Source organism: Tsuneonella deserti, from assembly GCF_014644315.1.
GTDB lineage: Bacteria > Pseudomonadota > Alphaproteobacteria > Sphingomonadales > Sphingomonadaceae > Tsuneonella > Tsuneonella deserti.
Genome location: NZ_BMKL01000001.1, coordinates 1,105,939 through 1,131,403, shown reverse-complemented (window position 1 = coordinate 1,131,403; position 25,465 = coordinate 1,105,939). Strand labels below are relative to the sequence as shown.

Below are 25,465 nucleotides of genomic sequence, written 5' to 3'. Positions count from 1 at the left end.
GGGGACCCCCTCAAGAACGAACGAGCGTGAGTATAGCCTGCGCGGCAATCCCTTCGCCGCGGCCGGTGAACCCCAGCCGCTCGGTAGTAGTCGCCTTCACGTTTACAGCGGCTGCGTCGATCCCGGCAAGCGCGGCGATCGAGGCGCGCATCGCATCGCGATGCGGCCCGATCTTGGGTGCCTCGCAAATCAGCGTCACGTCGATGTTGCCGACGCGGTAACCCGCTTGCGTAACCAGGTCGACGGCATGCGCAACAAAGAGGGATGAGGGGGCTCCCTTCCAGCGCTCGTCGGTGGGCGGGAAATGCTGGCCGATGTCGCCCGCGCCGATCGCGCCGAGAAGGGCGTCGACCACTGCGTGGAGCCCCACATCTGCGTCGCTATGGCCGGCAAGACCAAACTCGCTATCGATCCTGATTCCGCACAGCCACAACTGCTTGCCATGCTCCAAGCGATGGACATCGAATCCGGTGCCGACGCGAACGGCGAGATCTGCGTTCATGAAATCCTCGGCGAATGTAAGCTTCTTCAACGCCTCGTCGCCTTGCACGAGGGCAATGGTCCCCCCTGCGGCACGCAGGACCTGGGCGTCGTCGCCAGCATCCGCCGAGCCTTGCCAGCTTGCATGAGCCGTGGCGATGGCGGAGGTGAGAAATGCCTGCGGTGTCTGCACCCGGCGAAGTGAGGCGCGGTCCCCGGTTCCCGTCATCAGCCCGCCTGACTCGACGACGAGACTGTCGACTACCGGCAAGACCGGAATTGCGCCGGGATGATGCTCGAGTGCGGCAAGCAGTCGCTCGATGACGGCGCGGGGAACGTGGGGCCTCGCCGCGTCATGAATAAGAACCTTCTCACTCGCCACAACTGCTTTCAGCCCACGCGCGACGGACTGCTGCCGCGTCTCTCCGCCCGTGACCAGTTCAACCGGCAAGCCTGCCACGGCCGCGCTCGCCAACTCCTCGGCACCTGCGGGTATCACGATGACTACCGGAGAAGCGCCCGCCGCCAGAAGCGCCTCGGCGGAATGCTTTACGACCGGTTTGCCGCGCCAGGGCGCAAACTGCTTGGGCAGCGATTGTCCCGCCCTGAGGCCTTGTCCAGCTGCGACGATCACGGCGGCGAAAGGGGGAAGGGTGCCCATAAGCCGCGCGCTACCGACTTGCGTAGGAGGCATCAATCCACTATGCGCCTGCCTAATTTTTAGGCACCAATGTCCTTCCCCGCTCCCTCCGTCCCCCAGCCGATCCAGGTCGGCGGCGTGAAGATCGATACGCCGGTCGTGCTGGCGCCGATGACCGGCGTCACCGATCTGCCGTTCCGCGCACTCGTCCGGCGTTATGGATCCGGCCTCAACGTGACCGAGATGGTTGCGAGCGAAGCGGCGATCCGCGAAACGCGCCAGTCGATCCAGAAAACCGCCTGGGCGCCCATCGAAGATCCGGTCTCGATGCAACTCGTCGGTTGTGATCCTGTCTCGATGGCGGAAGCCGCAAAAATGAGCGCAGACCGCGGCGCCGCAATTATCGACATCAACTTTGGCTGCCCTGTGCGCAAGGTGGTGGGCCAATATGCTGGCTCAGCCTTGATGCGCGAAGTGCCGCTGGCGGTTCGGTTGATGGAAGCCTGCGTGAAGGCGGTGGACGTGCCCGTAACCGTCAAGATGCGGATGGGGTGGGATCACGATAGTCTCAACGCACCCGAGCTAGCCCGGATCGCCGAAGACATCGGCGTGAAGATGGTGGCGGTGCACGGGCGCACTCGCAACCAGATGTACAAGGGCAGTGCCGACTGGTCGTTCGTCCGCAAGGTGAAGGACGCGGTGAGCATCCCGGTGATCGTCAACGGTGACATCTGCTCGATCCAGGATGCAGGGCGGGCGCTTGCGCAGTCCGGTGCGGACGGGCTCATGATCGGGCGCGGCGCCTATGGTCGTCCCTGGCTGCTGGGTCAGGTCATGCACTGGTGGCGGACCAGCGAGAGCCTCGCCGATCCCGACATCGACGAGCAATACGCCCTCATTACCGAACATTACCGGGCAATGCTCGATCACTATGGCAGGGACACCGGGGTCAAGATCGCCCGCAAACATATCGGGTGGTATACCAAGGGACTCCATGGTTCAGCGGAGTTCCGCAACAAGGTGAACTTTATCGACGAGGCACAAGCGGTCCTCGACGAAATCGACCGCTTCTACGAGCCCCTGCTGCGCCGGGTTGCCGCGTGAAAAGCCAGGGCGACGTGCCCGGCGCTCGAGCACAGCTTGCCGGCCTCGTCTTCGCCCTTCTTCTTGTTGACCCTGATACGGTTATTGCCGAGGCTAATCCCGCGAGCGAGGAACTTCTCGGCCGAAGCGCGCATCGGCTGATCGGATCCGGCCTCTTCGACATTCTGGAGATTGACGACCCGCGCGTCACGGATCGCGCGCAAAACCAGGATGCCCCGCTGGTCGCCCGTTGGGTGCGCGTCCGCACGGGCGGAGTGGAGGGTCGCATCAATCTCACGATCTCACCCCTCGCCAGTCACCCGGGTTGGCGCGTAGTAACGCTGTCGGATGCCGGGCAGGAAACGGCTGGTGAAACCGACCGCAGCGCCGCCGGGATCAGCGCGCCGGCTGTCCTCGCGCACGAAATCAAGAATCCGTTGGCCGCGATTCGCGGAGCCGGCCAGCTCATTGCGCGCAAGCTGGAGCCGGAAGACCGCCAGCTCGCCGATCTTATCGAAACCGAGGTTTCCCGCGTGGCGTCACTGCTCGATCGAATGCAGCGCATCGGGACGCGCACCGTGGAGCCCAACGATTCGATCAACCCCCATAAAGCAGTGCGCAGGGCGATCGGTACGATCCGTGCAGGCGGGCTGCGTGACATCGAACTCATCGAGGAATTCGATCCCTCCATACCGCCTGCGCTCGCCAATCGGGGCGCTCTGGAGCAGGTCGTCATCAATCTGCTCGCCAACGCGCGCGATGCGCTAGAACAAGCGGGCGGGGGCCAGATCAAGGTTCGCACCCGCTATGTCAGCGGAGTCATTCTCAACGCGGTTCGGCTGCCGATAGAATTGACGATCACCGACACCGGACCAGGGATCGATGCGGCGTTGCGTGAGAACATCTTCGAACCCTTCGTCAGCACCAAGAAGGGTGGACAGGGTCTCGGCCTTGCCTTGGTCCAACGGCTCGTGCGCGACATGGGCGGGCGCATTTCCTACGAACGCGACGAGAAACAGGGCCTTACTCACTTCCGCGTCCATCTTCCGCAAAGCACATAGGGGAACGATCTTGCCGCGCCGCATCCTGCTTGTGGAGGACGACCGGGCAATTGCCACGGTGATAACCCGGGCGCTGGAGGAGGAAGGTCTCCTCGTCGACCGCGTCGATTCGATCGCGGGCCGCGATCGCGCGCTTGAGGAGAACAAGTATGCAGCGATGCTGACGGATGTAATGCTCGCCGACGGGGATGGACTTTCAACCTTGTCCAGCGTGCGGGAGCGAAATCCTGGCCTCCCGGTCATCGTGTTGTCTGCGCAGAACACGCTCGACACGGCTGTCCGGGCAACCGAGATCCAGGCGTTCGAGTACTTTCCGAAGCCATTCGACCTCGAAGAGCTGGTCCGGGTGACGGTCAAAGCGGCATCGCGCGAGGGAGACCGACCGGCAACCGGACTGGAGGAAACTTCCGAAGCCCTGCCGCTCGTGGGCCGCAGCCAGGCAATGCAGGGCGTCTATCGGATGATCACCCGGGTGCTTCACAACGACCTGACGGTGCTCATCCTCGGCGAGTCCGGCACCGGCAAGGAGCTCGTGGCCGAGGCGATCCACCAGCTCGGTTCACGCCGCTCGGGCCCCTTTGTCGCCGTCAATGCAGCTGCCATTCCTCGCGATCTTCTCGAGAGCGAGCTTTTCGGGCACGAGAAGGGTGCCTTCACCGGGGCAACCAGCCAGGTGATCGGCAAGTTCGAGCAGGCGAACGGCGGCACGCTGTTCCTTGACGAGATCGGCGACATGCCCGCGGAAGCGCAGACGCGGCTCCTGAGGGCGCTTCAGTCGGGCCGCATCAGGCGTGTCGGGGGACGTCAGGAAATCGGCGTGGACGTGCGCATCCTTGCGGCGACCAACCGCGATCTCGCGCCGATGATCGCAGCCGGCACCTTCCGCGAGGATCTGTATTACCGGCTCGCCGTGGTCCCGATCGAACTGCCGCCGCTTCGCGAACGGCGCGACGACATCGCTCCGCTCGTCCGTCATTTTCTGGCGCAAGCTATCTCCGATGGCCTGCCGCGGCGTCAAATCGATGCCGCCGCCTTGACCGCGCTTGAGGCTTGGTCGTGGCCAGGCAACGTCCGCGAGCTTCGCAATGCGGTGTATCGCCTCGCCCTGCTCGCGCGGCAGGACATCATCGATGCGGAGGCGGTTGAAACCATTCTCGGCCAGCGCACCAGGGCGACCGTTGAAGAAGCCCCAGCTGGCTTCGCGAAAGCTTTGACCGCGTGGCTGCGCGATTCTCGGCCTACGGAAGGGGAAATTTACGACTCCGCGATCGCCCAGTTGGAGCGCCCGCTCTTCGAATACGCACTTTCCCGCACCCGCGGAAATCAGCTTCGGGCGGCTCGCCTGCTTGGCATCAATCGCAACACGCTGCGCAAACGACTGACGGATCTCGGGATCGATCCGGACGCTGGCGCTCGGGACAACCCAGGCGGCTTGCAGTATGACGAATAAGGCTTGCAAACCTGCAACAGGGCCGTTGTAACGCGGCAACGATGGCTCTGTCGCAGCCCCTTCCACACAGGAGTTCCCGCCGCAGCCCCCGGTTGTGGCGGCGTTTCCTTGTCGCGAGCCGGCGGGCGAACTTTTATCTGATCCTCGAAGTCGTCGCGGCTGTCGCGTTCCTGGCGATGGTGTGGACCACCTGGTACACTTTCACCAGCGCGCCGCCGGACGGGCAACTGCTCCCTTCGCAACAGGTCGCGGTCCTGGTCATCGGGACCCTGATTCCCGCGATGGCCATGATGGTGCTGTTCGGCCGCCGGCTCGCGTTGCGCAGGGCCGAAGGCAGCACTGCACGGCTGCATGTTCGGCTGGTGTTCTTCTTCTCGCTGGTCGCCGCGGTGCCGACGCTGCTCGTGGCTGCCTTTGCCGCATTCCTGTTCCAGTCCGGCGTCGACTTCTGGTTCTCTGCCAACTCGCGCAGCGTGATGGAGGACGCGAACAACCTGGCGCGGGGATACTACGAGCAGAACCAGTCGCAGGTCAGCCAGCACAGCATCTCGATGGCGGCCGACGTTGGCTATTACCTTGGCAACATGAAGCTCACGGATCCGTTGTTCTCGGATCTTTACGGCCAGCAGCTCGCCGCGCGCGACCTTAACGAATCCGCGATCCTGCAGCTCTTGCCCAACGGGGCAATCCGCACGGCGGCCGTGGCCAATTTGCAGGTCGGCAATGAGCCGCTCTCCTTCGCGCGAAAAGCGCTACCCCAGCTGCAACAGGGAGAACCGGTGGTTGTTACCGGAAACCCGACGCGGTTCGAGGCGATGGTCCCGGTCGATGCAAAGGCCGGGGTGTATCTGTACACGGCCCGCAATACTGAATCCTCCGGCTTCAGCCTGTGGCAGAACGCACTCGCGGTCGCGACGGGGTACGACCAGTTGACCAATCGCGCCCGCGCTCTGCAGTTGCGTTTCAACCTTGCGCTACTGTTTGTGAGCCTCGCCCTGGTCGGGCTTGCAGTCTGGTTCGCGCTAAGATTCGCCGACCGGCAGGTCGAGCCTCTTACCGAACTCGTGGTGGCCGCGCGCAAGGTGGGGGCGGGCAACTTCGCCGTGCGCGTCGAGGGCCGCACCGGGCCCGACGAAATCGGAATGCTGAACCGGGCGTTCAACAGGATGGCCGCGCAGATAGAGCAACAGACTGCCGCGCTGGTAGGGGCGAACCGGCAGCTGGAGGAACGCCGCGCATTTATCGAAGCGGTCATCGAATCCATCTCCGCGGGCATCGTAACCGTGGGTCACTCGGGCCGCGTCCTGCTGATGAACAGCGCTGCCCAAGTGTTGCTTCTGGGGCAGAAAGGTCCCGTTCCGAGCGGCTCGCATCTCCAGGATCTGGCACCGCAATTCGCCGCGCTCGCCGATGCGAGGCTTTCGAGCGGGATCGTCAACTGGACGAAAGGCGGGGAGCTCCTGACCCTTGCCGTCAAAGTAGCTGCTGCTCCGGACGGGCGGGTCATCACGTTCGAGGATATCACACGGCAAATCCTCGACCAGCGTCAGGCCGCGTGGTCTGACGTCGCCCGGCGCATCGCGCATGAAATCAAGAACCCGCTTACTCCGATACAGCTCGCCACCGAGCGGCTCAGGCGCCGCTATCGCAAGCAGATCGAAACCGATGGCGAGTTGTTTGATGAGTTGACCAGCACGATCGTGCGACAAGTCGGCGATTTGCGGAAAATGGTCGATGAGTTTTCCAGCTTTGCGCGCTTGCCCAAGCCTGTTTTCCGACCGGAAAATGCGCACGATCTCGTCAAACAGGCTCTGTTTCTGCAGGAAGTGGCCCATCCGGAAATCGACTTCCGGCTATCGTCGGACAGCGAGACTGCGTTCCAGATTGCCTGCGACCGGCATCAGGTCGGTCAGGCGATGACGAACGTGCTCAAGAACGCCGTCGAAGCCATCGAGGCGAGGGCACGCCACTCGGAGCCGGATTATCGAGGGCGTATCCGCGTATCCATGGAGACGAGCCCGGAAATGCTGTCCATCATGGTAGAGGACAACGGCGTGGGGCTGCCCCAGGACCGCGAGCGCATCGTGGAGCCTTACGTGACCACGCGCGAGAAGGGGACGGGACTGGGACTCGCGATCGTCAACAAGATCGTCGAGGAACATGGGGGCGAAATGACATTCGCCGGGGCGCCGGGGGGCGGAACCCGGGTGATCCTGCGGTTCGCGCGCGACCCGCTCGCGGCCGACACGGCTGCGGCTGAATGAATACGGGAAAGGACCGGCCATAATGGCGCTCGATATCCTCATCGTCGATGACGAACGCGACATCCGCGAACTCGTCGCCGGTGTTCTTAGTGACGAGGGATACGAGTGCCGCACCGCCGCAGACAGCACGAGCGCGCTGGCTGCGGTAGACGAGCGCCGTCCCAGCCTCGTCCTGCTCGATGTGTGGCTCCACGGCAGCCCGATGGATGGGCTGGAAGTGCTCGACGAGATCAAGAAGCGCGAGCCGGAATTGCCTGTGATCATCTTCTCCGGGCACGGTAACATCGACACCGCGGTGTCGGCCGTCAGCCGCGGAGCAATGGACTTCATCGAGAAGCCGTTCGAGGCCGAGAAGCTGTTGCTCCTGGTCCAGCGCGCCACGGAGACCGAAAGGCTGCGGCGCGAAAACACCCGCTTGCGCCAAGGCTTTGCACGCGGGGAGGAATTCACCGGTAACTCGCTAGCGATCAACGCGGTGCGCGCAACGCTGAAACGCGTGGCGACGACGGGAAGCAGGGTAATGATCAGCGGGCCCGGCGGATCGGGCAAGGAAGTGGCCGCTCGTCTGCTCCACGCCTGGAGCAACAGAGCCGACGCCGCGTTCGTCATCGTCAATTCGGCCCGCATCACGCCCGAACGCTTCGAACAGGAACTGTTCGGCGAAGAAGCAGACGGCAAGCTGCTGCGTCCCGGACTCCTGGAGCTCGCCGACGGAGGCACGCTGTACCTGGACGAGGTCGCCGACATGCCCTTGTCCACCCAGGCCCGCATCCTGCGGGTGCTGACCGAGCAGAGCTTTGTACGCGTCGGCGGCAATCGCCAGATCGCGGTCGATGTCCGGGTCGTGTCTTCCTCCTCCCGTGACCTTGCGGGCGAGATGGAGCAGAAGACTTTCCGCGAAGATCTGTTCTACCGTCTGAACGTGGTGCCGGTGGCCATCCCCTCCCTGGCGGAACGGCGCGACGACATCCCGGCGCTCGCCAACCACTTCTTCACCCGGTATGCGGCCGAGCAAGGCATCCCGCCGCCGGAAATTTCCGCCGATGCGATCGCCGCGCTGCAAGCTTACGACTGGCCCGGGAACGTGCGGCAGTTGCGCAACGTGGTCGAACGCACGGTCATCCTCACCCCCCGCGAGCGGCTGGCGACAATCGAGGCGGACATGCTGCCGAGCGAGGTTACGGGCGGCCGTCTGGGCGGGGGCGCTGGACTTTCGGCGATGATGGGAGTGCCGCTTCGCGAAGCACGCGAGACATTCGAGCGGGAATACCTCGCGATTCAAATCCGTCGCTTTTCAGGAAACATCTCGAAAACGGCTAGTTTCATCGGGATGGAGCGCTCGGCATTACACCGCAAGCTAAAGCTCCTTGGAATGGGCGAACGGCGAGACGACGAATAGGGCTCGTCGTCGGAACGGCGAATGGCCGAAAGCATTTGCGAATTGAGGCGAACGCTCCATATTCGCGGTCACCGGCATGCGGACATCCGCCTGCCTGATTGCGAACCGTGAAAGCGGTCGCCAAAAAGACATGGAGATCACGCAAGTGTCCACCCCCCGCACGCTCACCGCGCGCTCTCGCCCAGCTCCAGAGCCTGAAGCGCAGCCGCCTGTCGCCGGCGGTAAACAGCAGAGTCTGCAGGACGCATTCCTCAACCTGCTGCGCAAGAGCAAGACCCCGGTCACCATGTTTCTGGTCAAGGGCGTCAAGCTGCAGGGTATCGTAACCTGGTTCGACAATTTCTCGATCCTGCTGCGGCGGGACGGGCAATCGCAGCTTGTTTACAAGCATGCCGTATCCACGATCATGCCCGGCCAGCCAATCGATGCTGGCCAGTTCGCAAGCCAGGGTTCGAACGCGAGGCAAAGGCTCCTTCAGGACGTCTTCCTCAGCCGCGTGCGCGAGGCCGGGGTGCAAGTAACCATGTTCCTGGTCAACGGCGTAATGCTGCAGGGCAAGATCGCGGCTTACGATCTCTTTTGCATGCTGCTCGAGCGGGAAGGGTACGTGCAGCTCGCCTACAAGCATGCAGTCTCCACCATTCAGCCTGCCACGCTGGTGGATCTCAGCGGCGAATTTGAAGGCGACGGCGACTGAGCTTCGACGAGAACCTGCTGGGTGAGGTTTCGCGCGGCGCGCGGGCCTTGGTCGTGTGTCCCGATGTGCGCGGACGCCACCACGATCTGGAGCCGGAAGCGCGGCTTGAGGAGGCATGCGGCCTGGCCGAAGCCATCGGCATCGTAATTGCCGACGCTTCCGTCATTCCGGTCCGGCAGGTTCGCCCGGGCACGCTGTTCGGCTCGGGTCAAGTCGACAACATCGCCACGGCATGCGAGCAGCACGATGCCGAACTGGTCGTCGTGGATGGCGCCCTGACGCCGATCCAGCAGCGCAATCTCGAGGACCGGCTCAAGCGCAAGGTAATCGACCGGACGGGGCTGATCCTCGAGATCTTCGGAGAGCGAGCTGCTACCGCGGAAGGGCGGCTGCAGGTCGAGCTCGCCCATCTTGATTACCAGCAGAGTCGGCTGGTGCGGTCCTGGACCCACCTCGAACGCCAGCGGGGCGGCTTCGGATTTCTCGGCGGACCGGGTGAAACGCAGATCGAGGCGGACCGAAGGATGATCCGCCAACGCATGGGCAGGCTGCGCAAGGAGCTCGAAAGCGTGCGCAAGACCCGCGCGCTCCATCGGGATCGCCGGGGCAGGGCGCCTTGGCCGATCATTGCCCTGGTCGGCTACACCAACGCGGGAAAATCTACCTTGTTCAACCGCCTGACCGGGGCCGACGTGATGGCGGAGGATCTTCTCTTCGCCACCCTGGACCCAACTATGCGCGCCGTCGCGCTGCCCGGTGTTGAGAAGGCAATCCTGTCCGACACGGTGGGCTTCATCTCCGACCTTCCCACGCAACTCGTCGCCGCCTTCCGCGCAACACTTGAAGAAGTTACGGGCGCGGATCTGATACTCCACGTGCGAGACATCGCGAACCCGTCGACCGCAGCTCAGAAAGCCCAGGTGCTGGAGGTTCTGGGCGATCTCGGCGTGACCGGCCGGGAAGGGGACTCAGCAATCCGGATTATCGAGATCTGGAACAAGATCGATCTTCTCTCGCCGGAGGAAGCGCGCGAAATACGTGGCGCCGCCGCGGGCGATGAGGCTGCAATCGTCATCTCGGCCGAAACCGGCGAGGGAGTGCCCGAATTGCTCCAGCGGTTAAGCGAGCTATTGACACAGCACGCCCACGTCCACGAGTTCGTCCTTCCAGCGAGCGAGGGGCGCCGCATCGCCTGGCTGCATGCCCATGGGGAAGTGCTGGAAGAGGAGGACGCCGGAGCCGGTCCTGATGGCCCACTGCGGCGCCTCGCCGTTCGGCTCAATCCCAAGGAGATGGGCCAATACGAAGCCTTATGACTTTTCGCGTTCCTTGACCTCCTTCCACAGCGCTTCCTGTTGGTCGAGCGATAACCCGGCGAAGCCCGGACCTGCGATCTCCTCCATCGCGCGGAAACGTCGCTCGAACTTGGAATTGGCCGCCCGAAGGGCCTCCTCCGGAGCAATGCCGTAGGCACGCACCACGTTGACGGCAGCGAACAGCAGATCGCCTGCCTCCTCCATCTGCTCCGAGAGCGTAGCCCGGTCGAGTTCTTCAAGTTCTTCAATCAGCTTGTCCGCCGGCCCTCGGCGATCGGGCCAGTCGAATCCCACGCGGGCAGCGCGCTTTTGCAGCTTATCGGCCCGCATCAGCGCCGGTAGCGCGGCCGCCACGCCATCCAAGGCGCTCGTCGCTCCCTTTCTCTCGCGCTCGGACGCCTTCAGCGCCTCCCATCGTTCCTCCCGCGACCCTGGGCCCGGCAGATCACCGGAAAAGATATGCGGATGTCTCTCCTCGAGCTTGTCAGCGATCGAGCGGGCCACGTCATCGAAGGTGAACAACGCGCCTTCTTCCGCGATACGCGCCTGGAAGACGACCTGAAACAACAAATCACCAAGCTCATCGCGCAGGTCACTCACATCACCGCGCTCGACAGCGTCGGCGACTTCGTAGGCTTCCTCGATAGTGTGCGGGACTATCGACGAGAAGGTCTGCTCGCGATCCCATTCGCAGCCATCGGGGCCACGCAGGATAGCCATAATGGCGAGAAGGCGGTCGATCTGGCCAGTCACTGAGGTTGATAATATATATTATGTAAAGTCGGATGAACCGTGAGCTTGTTCATCTGGCGACCAGCGAGAACGCCAAGGCCACCGCAATGAAGATGCCAGCCCAAGTCAGACCCATACGCACATTCTCTTTCCAGCCGAGGCGATATGAGGCGATCGCGCTTCCGGCCAAGATCAGCCATCCGAGCAAGACGACAATCTGGACCGCGCCAAGATCGGTCACAGGACGATCTCCAGACCGTCATAACCCGGTTGGACTCCCGCCGGCAATTCGACTGCCAACGACTGATAATCCATGCTCTTGTCGAGATGCGTCAAGACCGTACGCTTGGCACGGCAGCGCGTCGCAAGTTCAAGCGCCATGTCGAGATGAGCGTGCGTGGGATGCGGCCGGCGGCGCAGGCAATCGCTGATCAGCAGATCAACATCGTCGAACAGTTCGATCATGTCTGGCACGATCTCGCTGAAGTCCGTTGCGTAACCGATTGATTTGCCGTCCGCATCGAAGCGGAACGCGGTTGAGCGCGCAGGTCCGTGCGGCATCAGGCAATGACCAACGCCGAAACCTGCGAAAATTCTCAATCGCTCAAGCGTGTTGAGATCGCAGATCGTCGGATAACCATGCTCACCAGCAAAAACATAGCTGAACCGAGCCCGCAGTCTCCGAGCGGTCTCTTCGCCGGCAAAGCCGGGCAGAGGCCCCGACCTGTCGTAGCGCATGACCCGCAGGTCATCGATACCATGGCAATGATCGGCGTGGTCGTGAGTCCAGAAGACACCATCGACCTTGTCGATCGCGTTTGCGAGGAGCTGGTGACGAAGATCGGGCGAGGTGTCGACAAGAAGCCGTTTCCCTTCGCTGCTCTCGACGACGATGGATACACGTGTCCGGCGATTGCGTGGTTCAGCGGGATCGCACTCCCCCCAATCGCCGCCGACTCTCGGGACCCCGGTCGAGGTGCCTGACCCGAGCATGATTAGTTTCACGCGGAAGCTTTCGCGAACAAATTGAAAAAGTTGCTGGTCGTTGTTTCAGCCAGTTCTTCGATAGTGGCACCGCGTAGCCGCGCAACGAATGCAGCAGTGTCGCGGACAAAGGCTGGCTCGCACGCCCGGCCGCGGTGCGGAACCGGCGCGAGAAACGGACTGTCTGTCTCGACGAGGAGACGATGGGCGGGAAGTCCTGCGGCGATTTCCTGCAAGTCGGCAGCGTTTTTGAACGTGACGATACCTGACAGCGATATCGTCAGGCCAAGGTCCAAGACTTTTCGAGCAAATGCGGACGAAGCTGTGAAGCAGTGAATCAGAGCCAGGAAGGCGCCCTTCCCCATTTCATCTTCGAGTATGCTTAAAGTGTCTTCTTCTGCATCGCGGGTGTGGATTATGATCGGCAAACCAGTTTCGCGCGCGACGCCGATATGCATACGGAAAAGGGCACGCTGCACTGCGCGGTCGGACTTGTCATAGTAATAGTCCAGCCCGGTTTCCCCGATGCCTATCACTCTGGGATGGCTGGAAGCAGCGATCAGCGCCTCCCGGCCCAAATCCGCATGGGCATCGGCCTCATGAGGATGGATGCCGACGCTCGCCCACACGTCAGGCTCGCGCTCGGCGGTCGCGATGACCGCGTCCCACTCGCTCTGGCGGGTCGAGATGTTGAGCATTCCGCTCACACCAGCGTGGCGCGCGCGCTCGAGCACTGCCGCCTGATCGTCGACCAGGCCTTTGTATTGCAGGTGGCAATGGCTATCGATCAGCCTCACGCCGCGTCCTCTGCCGGCAGCTCCAGTCTCGGAAATACCCCGACAGGTTGGGCAAGGCGGAAGCCTGAAGTGGCCAAGCGTGAAAACCAGCCCGAATCCTGAAGCGCAGCCGCATCCCGCTCGCCGGCAGGCACTCCCATCTGCTCGAGCAGGCGATCTGCCGCGGACGGAACAACGGGCCGGATTGCGATCGCCAGGTCACGAACCGCCATGAACAGAGTCAGCAAAACGGCGCGCATCCGCTCTGGATCCGTCTTGCGCAGGGTCCAGGGAGCCTGTTCATCGACATACTGATTACAGGCGAAGACCGCGCGCATCCACGCTTCGATGCCGACCGAGAAGTCAAGCGCCTCGAAGGCGCGGGGAAGTTCATCCCGTGTTGCCATTGCAATCGCTGCGTGCAGCTCTTCATCCTCTTGCCGGGTTTCGAAAAGGCTCAGCTCTCCATCGAGATTCTTGAAGATCATCGACAGCACTCGCTGCGCCAGGTTGCCGAAGCTGTTTGCAAGCTCGGCGTTGCAGCGGGTGACGATCCCCTCGGCGGAGAAACCGCCGTCCTTGCCGAAGGGGACCTCGGCCAGCAGGAAATAGCGAAGCTGGTCGACGCCGAACCGTTCCGCCAGTTCCAGTGGATCGACGACGTTCCCGAGCGACTTCGACATCTTCTCACCCCGGTGGAGGAGAAACCCATGGCCGAAGATGGCCTTCGGCGGAGGAAGTCCCGCGCTCTTGAGGAAGGCTGGCCAGTACACCGCATGAAAACGCACGATGTCCTTGCCGATGAGATGCAGGTCCGCCGGCCAGAACCGCTCGAATTCGCCCTCCCGATTTGGAAACCCGATACCCGTGAGATAGGTCGTCAAAGCATCGACCCAGACGTACATCACGTGGCCAGGGCTGCCCGGCACCGGCACTCCCCAATCGAAGCTCGTACGTGAAACCGACAGGTCCCGCAGCTCATTCCCCTTGAGAAAGGCGAGCACCTCGTTGCGACGGCTGTCAGGCTCCAGAAAGCCCGGACTCTCATTCAGTTCAATGAGATAGTCGCGATATTTCGAAAGCCGGAAGAACCAGCTTTCCTCCACGTTCCATTCGACCGGGGTCCCCTGGGGCGAGAGCTTCCGCCCACCCTCCCCTTCGGTTAGCTCGCTTTCGTCATAGAACGCTTCGTCACGGATCGAATACCAGCCTTCGTAACGGTCCAGGTAGAGATCGCCGGCTTTCGACATACTCTCCCACAACGCAACGCTGGCTGCATGATGCGCGTCTTCAGTCGTTCGGCGGAAAGCGCTATATCCTATGTGAAGCTTGTCGCACATGTCGCGGAAATAGTTGGACATCTCGGTAGCGAACCCGAGCGTATCCCGACCTTGCTCCCGGGCCGTCTTGTCCATTTTGAGGCCGTGTTCATCGGTCCCGGTAACGAGCCGCACATCGAACCCCTGAGCCGCCTTGAAACGGGCGATGACGTCGGCCGCGATGGCTTCGTAGGCATGACCGATATGCGGCCGCCCATTAGGATAGCTTATTGCGGTAGTGAGATAATAGGGATCAGGCATCGGCAGGGTGGCTAGCCGCGCCGGCCGAGGCGAGCAACCCGCCGATTTGCATGACCAGCAAGCCAGGGTCGAAGTTGTAGGTCGGAGCCTGACCGGCCAGCTTCACGAGCTCGGCGTGCGCCTCGACGATAGACGGCAGCTGAGCGCGTGACGCGTCCTGCGACATCCGGGCAATGCTTGCGCGAGCAAGGTCCAGCGCGGCAGCTATCCGCGCCCGGTCCGGACGGGCGCCGATGGCCTCCGCGAGCTTCCCGCGCAGAGTGAATTGCGGATCACCATCGGCAGTGATGCGTCGCATGAGTGCATCGAGCGGGCCGAGGTCATGGGAAACGAATTCCATCGCGGCTCCCGGCGATCCCGCAGCGGCAATCACCGCCGCCTCGCGAGTGGCGGGATCAGTGTCGGGGCATTGCTCCACCAACAGGCGGTCGATCGCTTCGTTAGGCAAGGGTGCGAAGCGCAGCACCCTGCAACGCGAGCGGATGGTCGGGAGTAGCCGCGCGGGCCTGTGCGCAATCAGAAGAAAATGCGTTCCGGCCGGGGGTTCCTCGAGGCTCTTGAGCAAAGCATTCGAAGCCGAGGTCTCGAGGTCGTCGGCAGGGTCGATGATGATGACCCGGCGGGCTCCGAGCGTGGGCCGGGTCGCAAGGCGCCGCTGCATGTCGCGTATTTGCCCTACCTTGATGTTCCGGGCGAGCTCGTACTCCTGCCCCGCCTCTCGCTTTTTCTCTTCCCTGTCATCCTTCGGCAGATGACTCAGCACGAACACATCGGGATGCGCGCCCGTAGGTTGGACAACGCCCGCTTCGGCCACCAGTTCGCGCGCCGCTGCGAGGGCGAAGGCCGACTTGCCAAGTCCCTTTTTGCCCGCCAGCAGCCAGGCGTGGTGCATCCGGGGTCCGGCCATTGCCTTGCGCCATTCCAGCCAGGCGGCTTCATGGCCAAGCATGGTCATCGATCCTGCTCCAGCATAGGAGTCAGCGCTCCGATCAACCGGGCCTGGACAGCTTCGGGCGGGCCGTTTCCGTCGACCAGAACGAACCTGTGGGGCTCAGCTTCCGCCATTTCCTTAAATGCTCTCGCAACGGCCGCGTGATAGAGCTGCCCTCGTCCACCGATAGCATCTGCTGCATTTCCGTCGCGCTGCGCTATACGCCGAGATGCCACAGTCGGATCGACTGCGATCAGCAGCGTCACATCGGGTCGCAATCCGCCGCTGCCAATCTCGTGCAACGCGCGCACGGTTTCATCGCCCACACCGCCCGCGCCACCCTGATATGCGCGGCTCGAATCCACGAAACGATCGCACACTACCCACCGTCCCGCCTCCAGAGCCGGCTTGATCCGGCGAGCGACGTGGTCGGCGCGCGCGGCGGCGAAGAGCAGTGCTTCGGCCTCTGCGCCCCATCCTTCGCCGGGAGGATGAAGCAGCAGGCCCCTGATCGCCTCGGCCCCCGGGGTGCCGCCCGGTTCTCGCGTAAGGTCGACATCAAGGCCGCGCGCTTTCAACGCCTCGGCAAGGAGTTTCGCCTGGGTGGACTTGCCGCTCCCCTCGCCGCCCTCGATGGCAATGAATTGCCCCTTCGCCATCAGAATATCCCGGCTACTCCGTTTAACAGTCGCTCGAACCCGTTTGCTTCGGGAACATCCTGCGCGGCGACCAGCGGCACGCGTGAGGGCCGCATCCCCTCGACCGCTATTTCCAGTTCCGCCACCTGCTCGCCTTTGGCGACGGGAGCCTGCAACGGCCCTTCGTAATGGATCGATAGCTTGACCTTCCCGGTCTGGCCGGAAGGTAAATCGTAACCGACTGCAAGTGGCGCCTTCAGGCCAACCGAACGGTCCGCCCCGCCCTGGACACGGGCCCGGCCCACCAGTGCACCCTTGGAAAATAAAGGAGAGCCGGAATAAGCCTGGAATCCCCATTCAAGAAATTCGCGGCTAGCCTGGTGCTGCGTGCGCGCATTGGGAGCCCCGGCGATCACCATCACCAGCCGGCGCCCGTCGCGCTCGGCGCTGCCAACGAAGCCGTAGCCTGCCTGGTTTGTAAAGCCGGTCTTGATCCCGTCCGCTCCTTCGACGACCCCGGTGACGGGATCATGATTGCGCTGCTCGAAGCCATTGAACTTGAGCAAGCGCTTGCCGAAGTAGCGCGCGTAAAGGTCCGGGTGCCGGGTGATCATGGCTGAAGCCAGGGTGGCGAGGTCACGGGCCGTGACGAAAGTGCGTCCTTCGTCCATCCATCCGTTCGGCGTGCCGAAGTGGCTGTCCCGCATGCCGATCTCGCGCGCCTTGGCGTTCATCATCTCAGTCCACTTGGGAAGTGATCCGGCGAGCCCTTCACCCAGAACCGCCGCGCCGTCGTTCGCGGATACCGTGGTGACGCCGTGCAACAGGGCATCGACGCTGACCCTCTGGTGCAAATCCAGAAACATCGTCGAACCCACCCCATGCCACTCGGTCCAGGCTCCGTCGCTCACCATAAGGAGCTGCTCGGGAGAAATCTTGCCGGAGTCGATCAGTTCGAACGCGGTGAAGACGGTCATCACCTTGGTGATCGAGGCCGGCATGAAGCGGCGGTCGGGTTCACGCGAATAAAGGGTCTGACCGCTCGAAAGATCGACTAGCAGCGCGATGGGCACGTCGGCTGGAGGCGGCGCAAAGGTGGGATAGGGACCGGGAGCCTCGGCACTCGTAGCAGCGACACCGGTCGCCAGCGCGCAAGCCGCGATGAGGGTTTTCGTGAACTGGGTCAAATGCGCTCCCGCCGCCGGGCGGAAGCCGGCGGTTCAATCTGCGGTGTAGACTCGCGCGTCCCTATAACCGGCGCTCCGCACCTTGGCGAGCGTCGCGTCTGCCTGAGCGCGCTTGGCGAAAGGACCGGTGCGCACGCGGAATAGCTTTCCGGAAGGGCTGACGAAACCGTCAATGGCCTTGGCAGCGCGCTCGGCGTTCGCGCGGTTGGCAAAGGCGCCGACCTGGACGACGAAGCCGCCTTTCGCGAAAGGTTCTGCCTTGGAAGCTTGCGCCGGTGCGGAGTCTGACATGTGAGCCACCCCCGTGGCGGCGACCGCGGGCACGGGAGAAACCTCGAAGGAATCGGCCTCCACGGTAATCCCGGCCGCAGGCGCGACCCCGCTCCGGCCCGTTGCCGGGCCATTGTCGCGCAAGCTCGTGGCGCCGACTGCAGGCAGCTTTCGCCTCAGTACCTCGACAAGTGACTTCGGCGTCTCCAATCGCGCTGGCGCGTCTCGCCCGGCTCGTAGTTCCGCGCGCTCGGCCTCACTCGGGTTGACCCTGCGAACGCGCACAGGAGCAGTGCCGGAAATGCCCAGTTGCGATGCGGCGGCCGGAGAGAGAGCAAGGAGGTTGCCACCCGTCATCGGCCCGCGCCGTTCAATGCGGACCAATATCGTCTTGCCCGTGTCCAGGGAGGTCACCTCAACATAACTGGGCAGCGGCAACGTCCGGTGTGCCGCGGTCACCCCGTTGCCGTCTTCCACCCCTGCGTAACCTACGGCGTCGTAGTTGAGGGTGTCAGCCGGGGTGTAGTTAACCCCGTCGATGGAAAAGGGTTCGCCAAGTACTATCGGATAATCGGCTGCCGGTCCGTTGACAGCAGCCGCGGCGACGGGAACCGGCAAAACGCCGGATCGATCGCCGCCGGCGCCGCAGCCAGCGAGGGTTGTGGCCAGTCCAAAGATCAGAAGCCGGGAAGCGGCGTCAGCGGGCAATCTCATCTGCAAGTAACCCCACGCTCATCGCATAGTAGTTCGAGCAGTTGTATTCGAGGATGACCCGATAATTTGCGGTTAAGAGCCAGGCGCGCGTTCCGGGGCCGTCGGGCTGGAACAGCGAGGCCATGACCGAATCATCAAGGTAAACCTGAGGCTGGACCCCCAGGGCCCTCCACTCGCGCACGGTTTTCCATCGGCTGTGCCGTTCATGCACCCGGCCGCATACTGGCGAGTTCATCGGACTTTCAACCGCGTTCCAGTTGAACCCGCCGGGCACCGTCGCCTGGACCCCCCACGGCTGCCCCGGGCGCCATCCCGCGTCGCGAAAATAGTTGGCTATCGAGGCGAGCGTGTCGGCGCGGCTGTTCCAGATGTCGCGGTGCCCGTCGCCATCACCATCCTGTGCGAGACGCAGGTAAATGCTGGGCAAGAACTGCGGGTTGCCGAAGGCGCCGGCCCAGCTTCCCTTGAGCGTTCCCCGATCGACCCCGAGGTCGGCAATCTTGAGCAGGTCCACGAACTCGGTGGCAAACAACTCGCGCCGCCGGCCCTCCCAGGCCAGCGTGGCGAGACTGCGGGCCAGGTCGAAGTCGCCCGTGTAGCTGCCGTAATTAGTCTCGTGCCCCCAGATCGCGACGACAATCGGGGCCGGAACGCCATACCGCGCCTCGATCCTGGCGGCGAGCGGGCCGAGGGCCTGCAGGTTGCGCCGACCGCCACCGATGCGCGCCGCATCGACATGCTGGTCAAGATAGGATTGCACCCTCGGAAAGGTTCCGCTGCTCGACGGCGTGCCCGGCTGACCGCGATCGAGAGTGATCACCCGCTGGTTGGGAGTCAGGTCGTACGTCATTCTACGGATGGTAGGCTCGCTCACCCCCTCGGCCCGCGCGCGGGCAATCAATATTTGCAAATACGAATCGAACGGCAGGTCCTGTGCCGCTGACGGTACCGACGAACAGGCAGCGGCAAGGGAGGCGAGAATTCCAAGCAGTGTCAGACGCATGATGCTTTGTCGCATAGGCAGTCCAACGGGGCAAACCGCAAACGGTTCGTGACAGCGGCAGTTCGTCGCGCTAGCCGAGCCCTTCGCCGGACAGGTGGCCGAGTGGTTTAAGGCAGCGGTCTTGAAAACCGCCGTGGGTTCACGCTCACCGTGGGTTCGAATCCCACCCTGTCCGCCATTGATTCTGGAGCAAAGCGTTTGGCCCGTTTCCTCATCGTCGAAGCCCGGTTTTATGGTCACCTCAACGATATGCTCGTTGCCGGCGCAGGCGCGGCTTTCAAGGCTGCCGGGCATGAATACGAAGTCATGGTCGTGCCCGGCGCGCTCGAGATACCGGGCGCCATCTCGCTTGCGTCGGAAGGCGATCGCTTCGACGGGTTCGTGGCGATTGGCGTCGTGATCCGGGGCGAGACATATCACTTCGAAATCGTCGCAGGCGAAAGCGCGCGCGGGATCATGGCGCTCACGATGGACGGCATTCCTGTCGGCAACGGGATCCTCACGGTCGAGAACGAGGCACAGGCGCTCGTTCGGGCCGACCCTTCGCAAGGAAACAAGGGGGGGGACGCGGCGAAGGCTGCAATGGCCCTGCTGACGATCAAGGAGCAGTACGCATGAGCGAGCAGGACTTCATCGCCGGCATTCCCCTCGTGCTGGGTGGCAACGTGTTCGGCTTCACGGCGAAGGGCGATGAGGCGTTCGCTGTGCTCGATGCGTTCTACGAAGCCGGCGGCCGGATGATCGACACCGCCGACGTCTATTCGGCGTGGGTTCCGGGTCACAAGGGCGGCGAATCGGAAACCGTGCTCGGCCAGTGGTTCGACAAGAGCGGCGTGCGGGACGACATGCGCATCCACACCAAGACGGGGATGCTGGGTGGTGCCGAACTGTACGAGCCCGCGCGCGTGCTCCAGTCGCTCGACGCCTCGCTCGATCGGCTGCGGACCGACCGGGTCGATCTTTATTACGCGCACAAGGATTATCCTGAACTCGACATCGCGCAAATCGTCGAAGCATTCGACGGCACCGTCCGCTCGGGCAAGGTGCACGCGCTAGGCGCTTCGAACTTCGACGCGGCCCGTCTGTCTGCGGCCGTGTCGCAAGCTGAGGCGAGCGGAGCAACGCCGTTCACCGCGCTCCAGAACGAATACAACCTCGTCGCTCGCGAAGCCTATGGCCCGGATCTCCAGCGGCTGGTGACCGAACGCGGCATCGCGATGCTCCCGTTCTTCGGGCTCGCTTCGGGCTATCTGACCGGCAAGTACCGGAGCGAGGCGGATTACGCGAAATCGGTTCGCGGCGAGCGGGCAAAGCAGCTCGCTGGCGGAAACGGCCCGCAAGTGCTTGCCGTGATGGACGAGGTGGCCTCCGAAACCGGCGCGAGCCTTCCGGCGATCGCGCTCGCGTGGCTGGTTCGGCAGCCGGGCATCCCGGCGCCGATCGCCAGCGCGCGGACGGTCGAGCAGCTTCACGAACTGCTGGAATTCACCCGCCTCGAACTGTCCCAAGACCAGATCGACCGGCTCACCGCCGCAGCCTAGGCCGGGTCGGAAAGGCCCTGCAACCCGAGCGGGTCGTAGGGCCCGATCGCAAGCTGCTCGAAAGTGCCTGCGCCGGCTTCTCCAGCGGGACCGGTGACGCGGCAGATCAGCTGCACGTGAAGGTTGTCCGGACGCTCAGGGTCCACCGAAGCAAGATCGATGTCTTCGCGCTCGATCTCGAGCGTGCCGTGATCAAGGCCGTGGTTCCACCTCGGCGAAGTGTAACCCAAGCCGCGCATCTGGAAACGGCCGACAGGTTCCAGCTCGAATTGCTCCTCGCCGATGCTCAGCGTCCCACGGGATGGCCAGCGGGTGCCTGCGGCAGGCGGCGCGTGCATCGTGGCATGCTCGAATTCGCTGAACGCCTCGGCCCCGTTCCCGTCGGGAGCTACCACCGCGCGGGTGTTCCAGGGCGTGCCGTCCTGGTGCGCGTTGAGGTGATAGAACAGGCTGCGCTTGGGAAGATTGATCGGACTCCACTGCCAGAAGAACTGGCGGATGCCGCCGCCTGCAGCCTGTGGGTCGGAAGCGCCGACCGGGCGCACCCCCCAGCTGCGGTCGCGGGTGCCGGCCGTGCCGGACGCGACAATCTCGCGCTTGCCGTCGATCTCGATCCAGCCTTCGTAATGACCGTTCTGGGTCAGCCGCGTGTAGTCCATGATCGTGCGCGGCCCGACCCGCCAGGTGAATCGCGGCTCCTCGATCGGGAAGGCCCGGCCTGTGAAAGTCAGGTCTGCCGCGATACCTTCGCCCTGGACGATTACACGCAGCTTCTGGAGCGGCTCGATCACCTCGATCCGGATCGGCCCGCAGGTAAGGTCCATGCGCTCCATCCCGAGCTTGCGGCTGGCGTGAAGGCAGTGTTGAGTGCCCTCACGGATGGCGCAGAAGTGCGCGTCGGCCACGTCTAGATGGGGATATACGCCAAAGGCGACTGCGAAGAAGCCGCTACCGTCCGGCGCGTAGCCGTTGAAGAAGTAACGGTCGTAAAAATTGCGGTCGGTGCCGGCGTAAGCGACCGGCTCGGCAGTCTGATGAAGCGGATAGTCGTCGCCCTTGGAAAGCATGGTCAGCCCTTGCCAGTGAGTAGATCGATGGAGCCGTGCGCCAACGCGAGTGCGCAGGCGCCGCGCGCCATCGACAGGAAGTTGGCGTCGCCGCGATCGGTGCGTTCGACGAACGCGGCGCTGAACACGGCGGTAGAAACTCCGTGCAAGGCACCGAGACGATAATCGTCCCACACGGCGTCGCGGCTGAGCGGAACGCCGCGCGCCGTCATTTCATTGCAATAGAGATCGATCAATTCGCGTTCGGCTTCGCGTCGCAACGCATCGCCGATGCCGCAGCCGAGGAAGTAGCCGATGTCGGTGAGCCCGCTGCCGACCGCGACAGTTTGCCAGTCGAGCACCGCGATGGGTTCTGCGCCGCCCTTGATATCGAACAGCATGTTATCGACCCGGAAATCGCCGTGGATCAGGCAGCGGTCGCCCCCCTCGCGGCCAAACCAATGCTCGTTTGCCTCGTTGAGCTCGGCGCAAACGCGCATCAGCTCTGGCTCCAGCGTATCGGCGTAGCGCTCCGCGAAGATCGCGTGCGCCTGCGGGTATAGCGCCTTGATCTGGGCCAGCGCTTCGGGCTTCGTGTGCAGCCATTCGTGATCGATCAGCTCGGGCAAGTTCCAGCTCGGCGCATGGATCGCCGCTGCTTGCCGGATGGCGTGGCGCGCATCTTCAAGCGAGCAGCTTTCGAGCTGGTTGCCCTGACGGCATGGCCCAAGGTCTTCGAACAGCAGGACGAACTCGGCGCCCCTCTCATCGACTTCCGCCGCATAAGTGCGCGGCACCCGCACAGTGAGCTTCGGGGCCAGCTCGCGGTAGAAGCCGACCTCCTTGGCGTAGAGGCCGAAGGCCGCGGCGGTACCGCGGCTGGTCGCGTCTTCGGCGGGAAACTTTCCGGCGAGGGTCGGGGGCCCCTCCCCCCCTTCGTATTGAAGCGCGAAACGCGCGCTATCGCCAACCTGGCCGGTGCCGATCGGCTGCCACGCGACTGATGTTACTCGGCCTTGGTCCAACTCACCCGCTGCGCGCAGGCGTTCGGTCAGCCATTCTGCTGTCACCGCACCAGGGTGCGTTGGAAACTCGCTCACGCCCTCTCCTTCGTTCGCGCAGGAACGCTAGGGGCTGCCGCGGCTTATGACAATCGAGCTTGGAAGAAGGGCGGCATGGACGGACCACTCGAATGGATTGCCGCGATCGGCACGATGCTTGCCGCGGGCCTCGTCGCGGCAGATCTGGGCCGCAGGGTGACCGGCTTCGGGTTCGTGCTGTTCTGCGCGGTGGCGATCACCTGGGTCGTCTCGGGCCTGACGAGCGACGCCTTGCCCATCGCCGCGATGAACGCGGTGCTGCTCCTCATCAACGCCTACGGCGTGTGGCAGTACTTGCTCAGCCCGAAGAACCGGAAGGTCATGGACCGGCTCGAGCCGGTCGCCGAGCGGATCGAGAAACAGGTGGAGGCGGAGGAGGCGGCCTAGCCCCCTCCCCCGGTTCCGATCACCAGACCTTCACGCGCTTTTCCGGCGGCAGGTATAGCTTGTCGCCTTCCTTCACGTCGAACGCCTTGTACCATTCGTCCATGTTGCGGACCGTCAACGCGCGGTACTGGCCCGGCGCGTGGCCGTCGGTCGCGATGCGCTGGCGAAGAGCCTCTTCGCGCATCTTGGTCGCCCAGGTTTGCGCAAAGGCGATGAAGAAGCGCTGGTCGCCGGTAAAGCCGTCGATAACCGGCGCTTCCTTGCCGTTCAATGAAGCGTGGTATGCATCGTACGCTGCCTGCAGCCCGGCGATGTCGGCGATGTTCTCACCCAGTGTAAGTTCGCCCTTCACGTTCAGGCCGGGGAACGGCTCGTAGGTATCGAACTGCGCCGCGAGCGCCTTGCCTGCCTCGTTGAACTTCGCCTTGTCGGCATCGGTCCACCAGTTGCGCATCGCGCCCGACGAATCGAACGCAGCCCCGTTGTTGTCGAAGCTGTGGCTGATTTCGTGCCCGATCACCGCGCCGATTGCGCCGTAATTGAACGCGGGGTCCGCCTTCGGATCGAAAAACGGAGGCTGCAGGATCGCTGCGGGGAAGTTGAGCGCATTCTGCACCGGCAGGTTGACCGCGTTCACCAGCTGCGCGTTCATCCACCACTCGTTCTTGTCGAGCGGCTTGCCAACCTTGGCGAGCTGCTGGGCGTAGCGCGCCTTTTCGGCGGCCAGCACGGCGTCGTAGGGGCTGCCTTCGTCGATCGTCAGGCCCGAGTAATCGACCCAGGTGTCGGGATAACCGACTCCGACGGCCATCGTCTCGACCTTCTTCTTGGCTTCGGCCTTGGTTTCGGGCGCCATCCAATCGAGCGCCTCGATGCGCTTGGCGAAGGCATCCTTGATGTTGCCGACCATGCCCTGGATCTCGGTCTTGGCCGAGGCCGGGAAGTACTTTTCGACATAGAGCTTGCCGAGCGCGTCGCCCATGTATTCGTTGAGCGCGGCGAGCGCGCGCTTCTCGCGCGGACGCTGCGCTTCCTGGCCGAACAGCTTCTCGCCGTAGAAAGCGAAGTGAAGCTGGTCGAGCTTGCTCGGCAAGACATCCGTGTGGCTGTTGATCTGGTGAAACGCCAGCCAGTCTTTCCATGCATCGAGCGGCTCGCTGGCTACCAGCGCCGAGAGCTTGGTGATCGCTCCCGGGTGATAGGCGTCGAAGGTCTGATACCCAGCAAGGTTAGCGCCCTTGAAGAAGGCATCCCAATCCATGCCGGGAGCCTTGGAGGCAAAGTCGCTCTGCTTCCACAAGCTGCTCGCGGTTGCCCAGTCGTCACTTTCCTCTCGGCTCGCATGCGCTTGCGCGATCTTCATCTCGAGATCGTAAATCCGCTGCGCCTTGGCTTCGGCGTCGGCCATACCGGCCGCCGTAAGGAGGTCTGCGACATAAGTCCGATAGGCCGTGCGGATCGACGCCATCTTGGGGTCGGATGAGAGGTAGTACTCGCGCTCGGGCATCCCCAGCCCGCCCTGCAGGATGTAGGGCACCACGTCGCCGCCTTTGAGCGCCTGGGTGACGAACACGCCGAACAGGTTCTCGGTTTCGAAATCAGTCGAATTGAGCGGGTCGACATCGGCGCGCGTCTGGCTGCCGATGACCTGGGACAGCGCAGCCTTGTCGGCGATCTGGGAGAAACGCGTGAGATCGGCCTGCACCGGCTTCATGCCGGCGGCGTCGATCGCCTTGGTATCGAGGTAGGCGTTGTAAAACGCCTTGACCTTGGCGGCCTCGCTGCCTTCTTCCGGTTCCGACTTCTGGATGTCGGCGATCAGGGCCTCGAGGTTCTTCTCCGTCTGCTGATCCGCGATGAAGAACCCGCCGACGCTCGAACGGTCAGCGGGTATCTCGGTCTTCTTGTACCATCCGCCGTCCGCATACTGGAACCAGTCGTCACCCGGCTTGACCGAGGTGTCCATCCAGTCCTTGCGAATGCCAAGCTCGGTGCCGGGCGTGGCAACGGCATTGGTCGCGCTGTTCATGTCGCAGGCGACCGGCCCGAGCGTGGCCGTGGCAACGCCGAGCAGCAGCGCGGCGATCAGGCGATTGTTCATCAGCGATTTTCCTCTCAAGGCCGCTCCCACGGCTTATCCATGCGTCGGAGCGTTAGGCGCGCGCCCACGCCGGCGCAATCGCGCC

The 25,465-nt window shown here is 63.5% G+C and carries 24 protein-coding genes and 1 tRNA gene; 11 read left to right on the top strand and 14 right to left on the bottom strand.

Features of this window, described 5'->3' with window-relative positions:
• Window positions 1-10: 10 nt before the first annotated feature.
• On the bottom strand, window positions 11-1,141 hold the full coding sequence (locus IEW58_RS05290) for a bifunctional 2-C-methyl-D-erythritol 4-phosphate cytidylyltransferase/2-C-methyl-D-erythritol 2,4-cyclodiphosphate synthase (protein ID WP_188644166.1): 1,131 nt from the start codon (window positions 1,139-1,141) through the stop codon (window positions 11-13).
• A gap of 69 nt (window positions 1,142-1,210) precedes the next feature.
• Between IEW58_RS05290 and dusB the strand changes: the two genes are divergently transcribed.
• The 7 genes from dusB (at window position 1,211) to hflX (ending at window position 10,390) form a co-directional block, all read left to right on the top strand.
• Window positions 1,211-2,224 carry a tRNA dihydrouridine synthase DusB gene (gene dusB / locus IEW58_RS05285; protein WP_188644165.1) on the top strand — a complete coding sequence of 338 codons (1,014 nt, stop codon included), beginning with the start codon at window positions 1,211-1,213 and terminating at the stop codon, window positions 2,222-2,224.
• Window positions 2,221-3,264: a two-component system sensor histidine kinase NtrB gene (locus IEW58_RS05280; RefSeq protein WP_188644164.1), complete on the top strand. Its 1,044-nt coding sequence runs from the start codon at window positions 2,221-2,223 to the stop codon at window positions 3,262-3,264. Before dusB ends, IEW58_RS05280 begins: the two co-directional genes overlap by 4 nt.
• 10 nt (window positions 3,265-3,274) lie before the next feature.
• Window positions 3,275-4,714 carry a nitrogen regulation protein NR(I) gene (ntrC, locus tag IEW58_RS05275; protein WP_188644163.1) on the top strand — a complete coding sequence of 480 codons (1,440 nt, stop codon included), beginning with the start codon at window positions 3,275-3,277 and terminating at the stop codon, window positions 4,712-4,714.
• A 41-nt stretch (window positions 4,715-4,755) separates the two neighbouring features.
• Window positions 4,756-6,978, top strand: coding sequence for a sensor histidine kinase (locus tag IEW58_RS05270; RefSeq protein WP_188644162.1), 2,223 nt, complete (start codon window positions 4,756-4,758; stop codon window positions 6,976-6,978).
• Between the two features lie 22 nt (window positions 6,979-7,000).
• Complete coding sequence (ntrX, locus tag IEW58_RS05265; RefSeq protein ID WP_188644161.1) at window positions 7,001-8,377, top strand: nitrogen assimilation response regulator NtrX; 1,377 nt, start codon at window positions 7,001-7,003, stop codon at window positions 8,375-8,377.
• Between the two features lie 130 nt (window positions 8,378-8,507).
• The gene (gene hfq / locus IEW58_RS05260) at window positions 8,508-9,074 is read left to right on the top strand and encodes an RNA chaperone Hfq (RefSeq protein WP_188644160.1); all 567 of its coding nucleotides are present in this window, start codon (window positions 8,508-8,510) and stop codon (window positions 9,072-9,074) included.
• 17 nt (window positions 9,075-9,091) lie between these two features.
• Window positions 9,092-10,390 (top strand): GTPase HflX, encoded by a 1,299-nt coding sequence (gene hflX, locus IEW58_RS05255; RefSeq protein WP_188645677.1) that lies wholly within the window; start codon window positions 9,092-9,094, stop codon window positions 10,388-10,390.
• Here hflX and mazG read toward each other — a convergent pair.
• From mazG to IEW58_RS05205, 10 genes are read right to left on the bottom strand one after another with little or no spacing between them, the layout of a single operon-like run.
• Window positions 10,385-11,143: a nucleoside triphosphate pyrophosphohydrolase gene (gene mazG, locus IEW58_RS05250; protein WP_188644159.1), complete on the bottom strand. Its 759-nt coding sequence runs from the start codon at window positions 11,141-11,143 to the stop codon at window positions 10,385-10,387. The genes hflX and mazG overlap by 6 nt on opposite strands.
• 49 nt (window positions 11,144-11,192) lie before the next feature.
• Window positions 11,193-11,363 (bottom strand): hypothetical protein, encoded by a 171-nt coding sequence (locus IEW58_RS05245; protein WP_188644158.1) that lies wholly within the window; start codon window positions 11,361-11,363, stop codon window positions 11,193-11,195.
• A complete protein-coding gene (locus IEW58_RS05240) occupies window positions 11,360-12,127 on the bottom strand; it encodes an MBL fold metallo-hydrolase (protein WP_188644157.1) in 768 nt (255 codons plus the stop codon). Before IEW58_RS05240 ends, IEW58_RS05245 begins: the two co-directional genes overlap by 4 nt.
• A complete protein-coding gene (locus tag IEW58_RS05235; RefSeq protein ID WP_188644156.1) occupies window positions 12,124-12,903 on the bottom strand; it encodes a TatD family hydrolase in 780 nt (259 codons plus the stop codon). The genes IEW58_RS05240 and IEW58_RS05235 overlap by 4 nt, the downstream gene beginning before the upstream one ends.
• Window positions 12,900-14,462: a methionine--tRNA ligase gene (metG, locus tag IEW58_RS05230; protein WP_188644155.1), complete on the bottom strand. Its 1,563-nt coding sequence runs from the start codon at window positions 14,460-14,462 to the stop codon at window positions 12,900-12,902. The genes IEW58_RS05235 and metG overlap by 4 nt, the downstream gene beginning before the upstream one ends.
• The gene (locus tag IEW58_RS05225) at window positions 14,455-15,417 is read right to left on the bottom strand and encodes a DNA polymerase III delta subunit-related protein (RefSeq protein ID WP_188644154.1); all 963 of its coding nucleotides are present in this window, start codon (window positions 15,415-15,417) and stop codon (window positions 14,455-14,457) included. The genes metG and IEW58_RS05225 overlap by 8 nt, the downstream gene beginning before the upstream one ends.
• On the bottom strand, window positions 15,414-16,052 hold the full coding sequence (gene tmk / locus IEW58_RS05220) for a dTMP kinase (RefSeq protein WP_188644153.1): 639 nt from the start codon (window positions 16,050-16,052) through the stop codon (window positions 15,414-15,416). The genes IEW58_RS05225 and tmk overlap by 4 nt, the downstream gene beginning before the upstream one ends.
• A complete protein-coding gene (locus tag IEW58_RS05215) occupies window positions 16,052-17,218 on the bottom strand; it encodes a D-alanyl-D-alanine carboxypeptidase family protein (protein ID WP_229658442.1) in 1,167 nt (388 codons plus the stop codon). The genes tmk and IEW58_RS05215 overlap by 1 nt, the downstream gene beginning before the upstream one ends.
• Window positions 17,219-17,251: 33 nt before the next feature.
• Complete coding sequence (locus IEW58_RS05210; RefSeq protein WP_188644152.1) at window positions 17,252-18,202, bottom strand: SPOR domain-containing protein; 951 nt, start codon at window positions 18,200-18,202, stop codon at window positions 17,252-17,254.
• A complete protein-coding gene (locus tag IEW58_RS05205; protein ID WP_188644151.1) occupies window positions 18,186-19,220 on the bottom strand; it encodes a lytic murein transglycosylase in 1,035 nt (344 codons plus the stop codon). Before IEW58_RS05205 ends, IEW58_RS05210 begins: the two co-directional genes overlap by 17 nt.
• 73 nt (window positions 19,221-19,293) lie before the next feature.
• Between IEW58_RS05205 and IEW58_RS05200 the strand changes: the two genes are divergently transcribed.
• The 3 genes from IEW58_RS05200 to IEW58_RS05190 all read left to right on the top strand — a co-directional run bounded on the left by IEW58_RS05200 (window position 19,294) and on the right by IEW58_RS05190 (window position 20,746).
• A tRNA-Ser gene (locus IEW58_RS05200) sits at window positions 19,294-19,383 on the top strand.
• 20 nt (window positions 19,384-19,403) lie between these two features.
• Window positions 19,404-19,823, top strand: coding sequence for a 6,7-dimethyl-8-ribityllumazine synthase (gene ribH / locus IEW58_RS05195; protein ID WP_188644150.1), 420 nt, complete (start codon window positions 19,404-19,406; stop codon window positions 19,821-19,823).
• Window positions 19,820-20,746, top strand: a complete 927-nt coding sequence (locus IEW58_RS05190) for an aldo/keto reductase (RefSeq protein ID WP_188644149.1) — start codon at window positions 19,820-19,822, stop codon at window positions 20,744-20,746. The genes ribH and IEW58_RS05190 overlap by 4 nt, the downstream gene beginning before the upstream one ends.
• Here IEW58_RS05190 and IEW58_RS05185 read toward each other — a convergent pair.
• Together IEW58_RS05185 and IEW58_RS05180 are read right to left on the bottom strand one after the other, a co-directional pair.
• Entirely contained in the window at window positions 20,743-21,813 is a 1,071-nt protein-coding gene (locus IEW58_RS05185; RefSeq protein ID WP_188644148.1) for an Rv3169 family protein, read from the bottom strand. The two genes, IEW58_RS05190 and IEW58_RS05185, sit on opposite strands and share 4 nt — an antisense overlap.
• Window positions 21,814-21,815: 2 nt before the next feature.
• The gene (locus IEW58_RS05180) at window positions 21,816-22,892 is read right to left on the bottom strand and encodes a phosphotransferase family protein (protein ID WP_188644147.1); all 1,077 of its coding nucleotides are present in this window, start codon (window positions 22,890-22,892) and stop codon (window positions 21,816-21,818) included.
• Between the two features lie 75 nt (window positions 22,893-22,967).
• Between IEW58_RS05180 and IEW58_RS05175 the strand changes: the two genes are divergently transcribed.
• Complete coding sequence (locus IEW58_RS05175; protein ID WP_188644146.1) at window positions 22,968-23,279, top strand: hypothetical protein; 312 nt, start codon at window positions 22,968-22,970, stop codon at window positions 23,277-23,279.
• A gap of 19 nt (window positions 23,280-23,298) precedes the next feature.
• Here IEW58_RS05175 and IEW58_RS05170 read toward each other — a convergent pair whose 3' ends face one another.
• Window positions 23,299-25,380, bottom strand: coding sequence for a M13 family metallopeptidase (locus IEW58_RS05170; protein ID WP_188644145.1), 2,082 nt, complete (start codon window positions 25,378-25,380; stop codon window positions 23,299-23,301).
• Window positions 25,381-25,465: the final 85 nt, after the last annotated feature.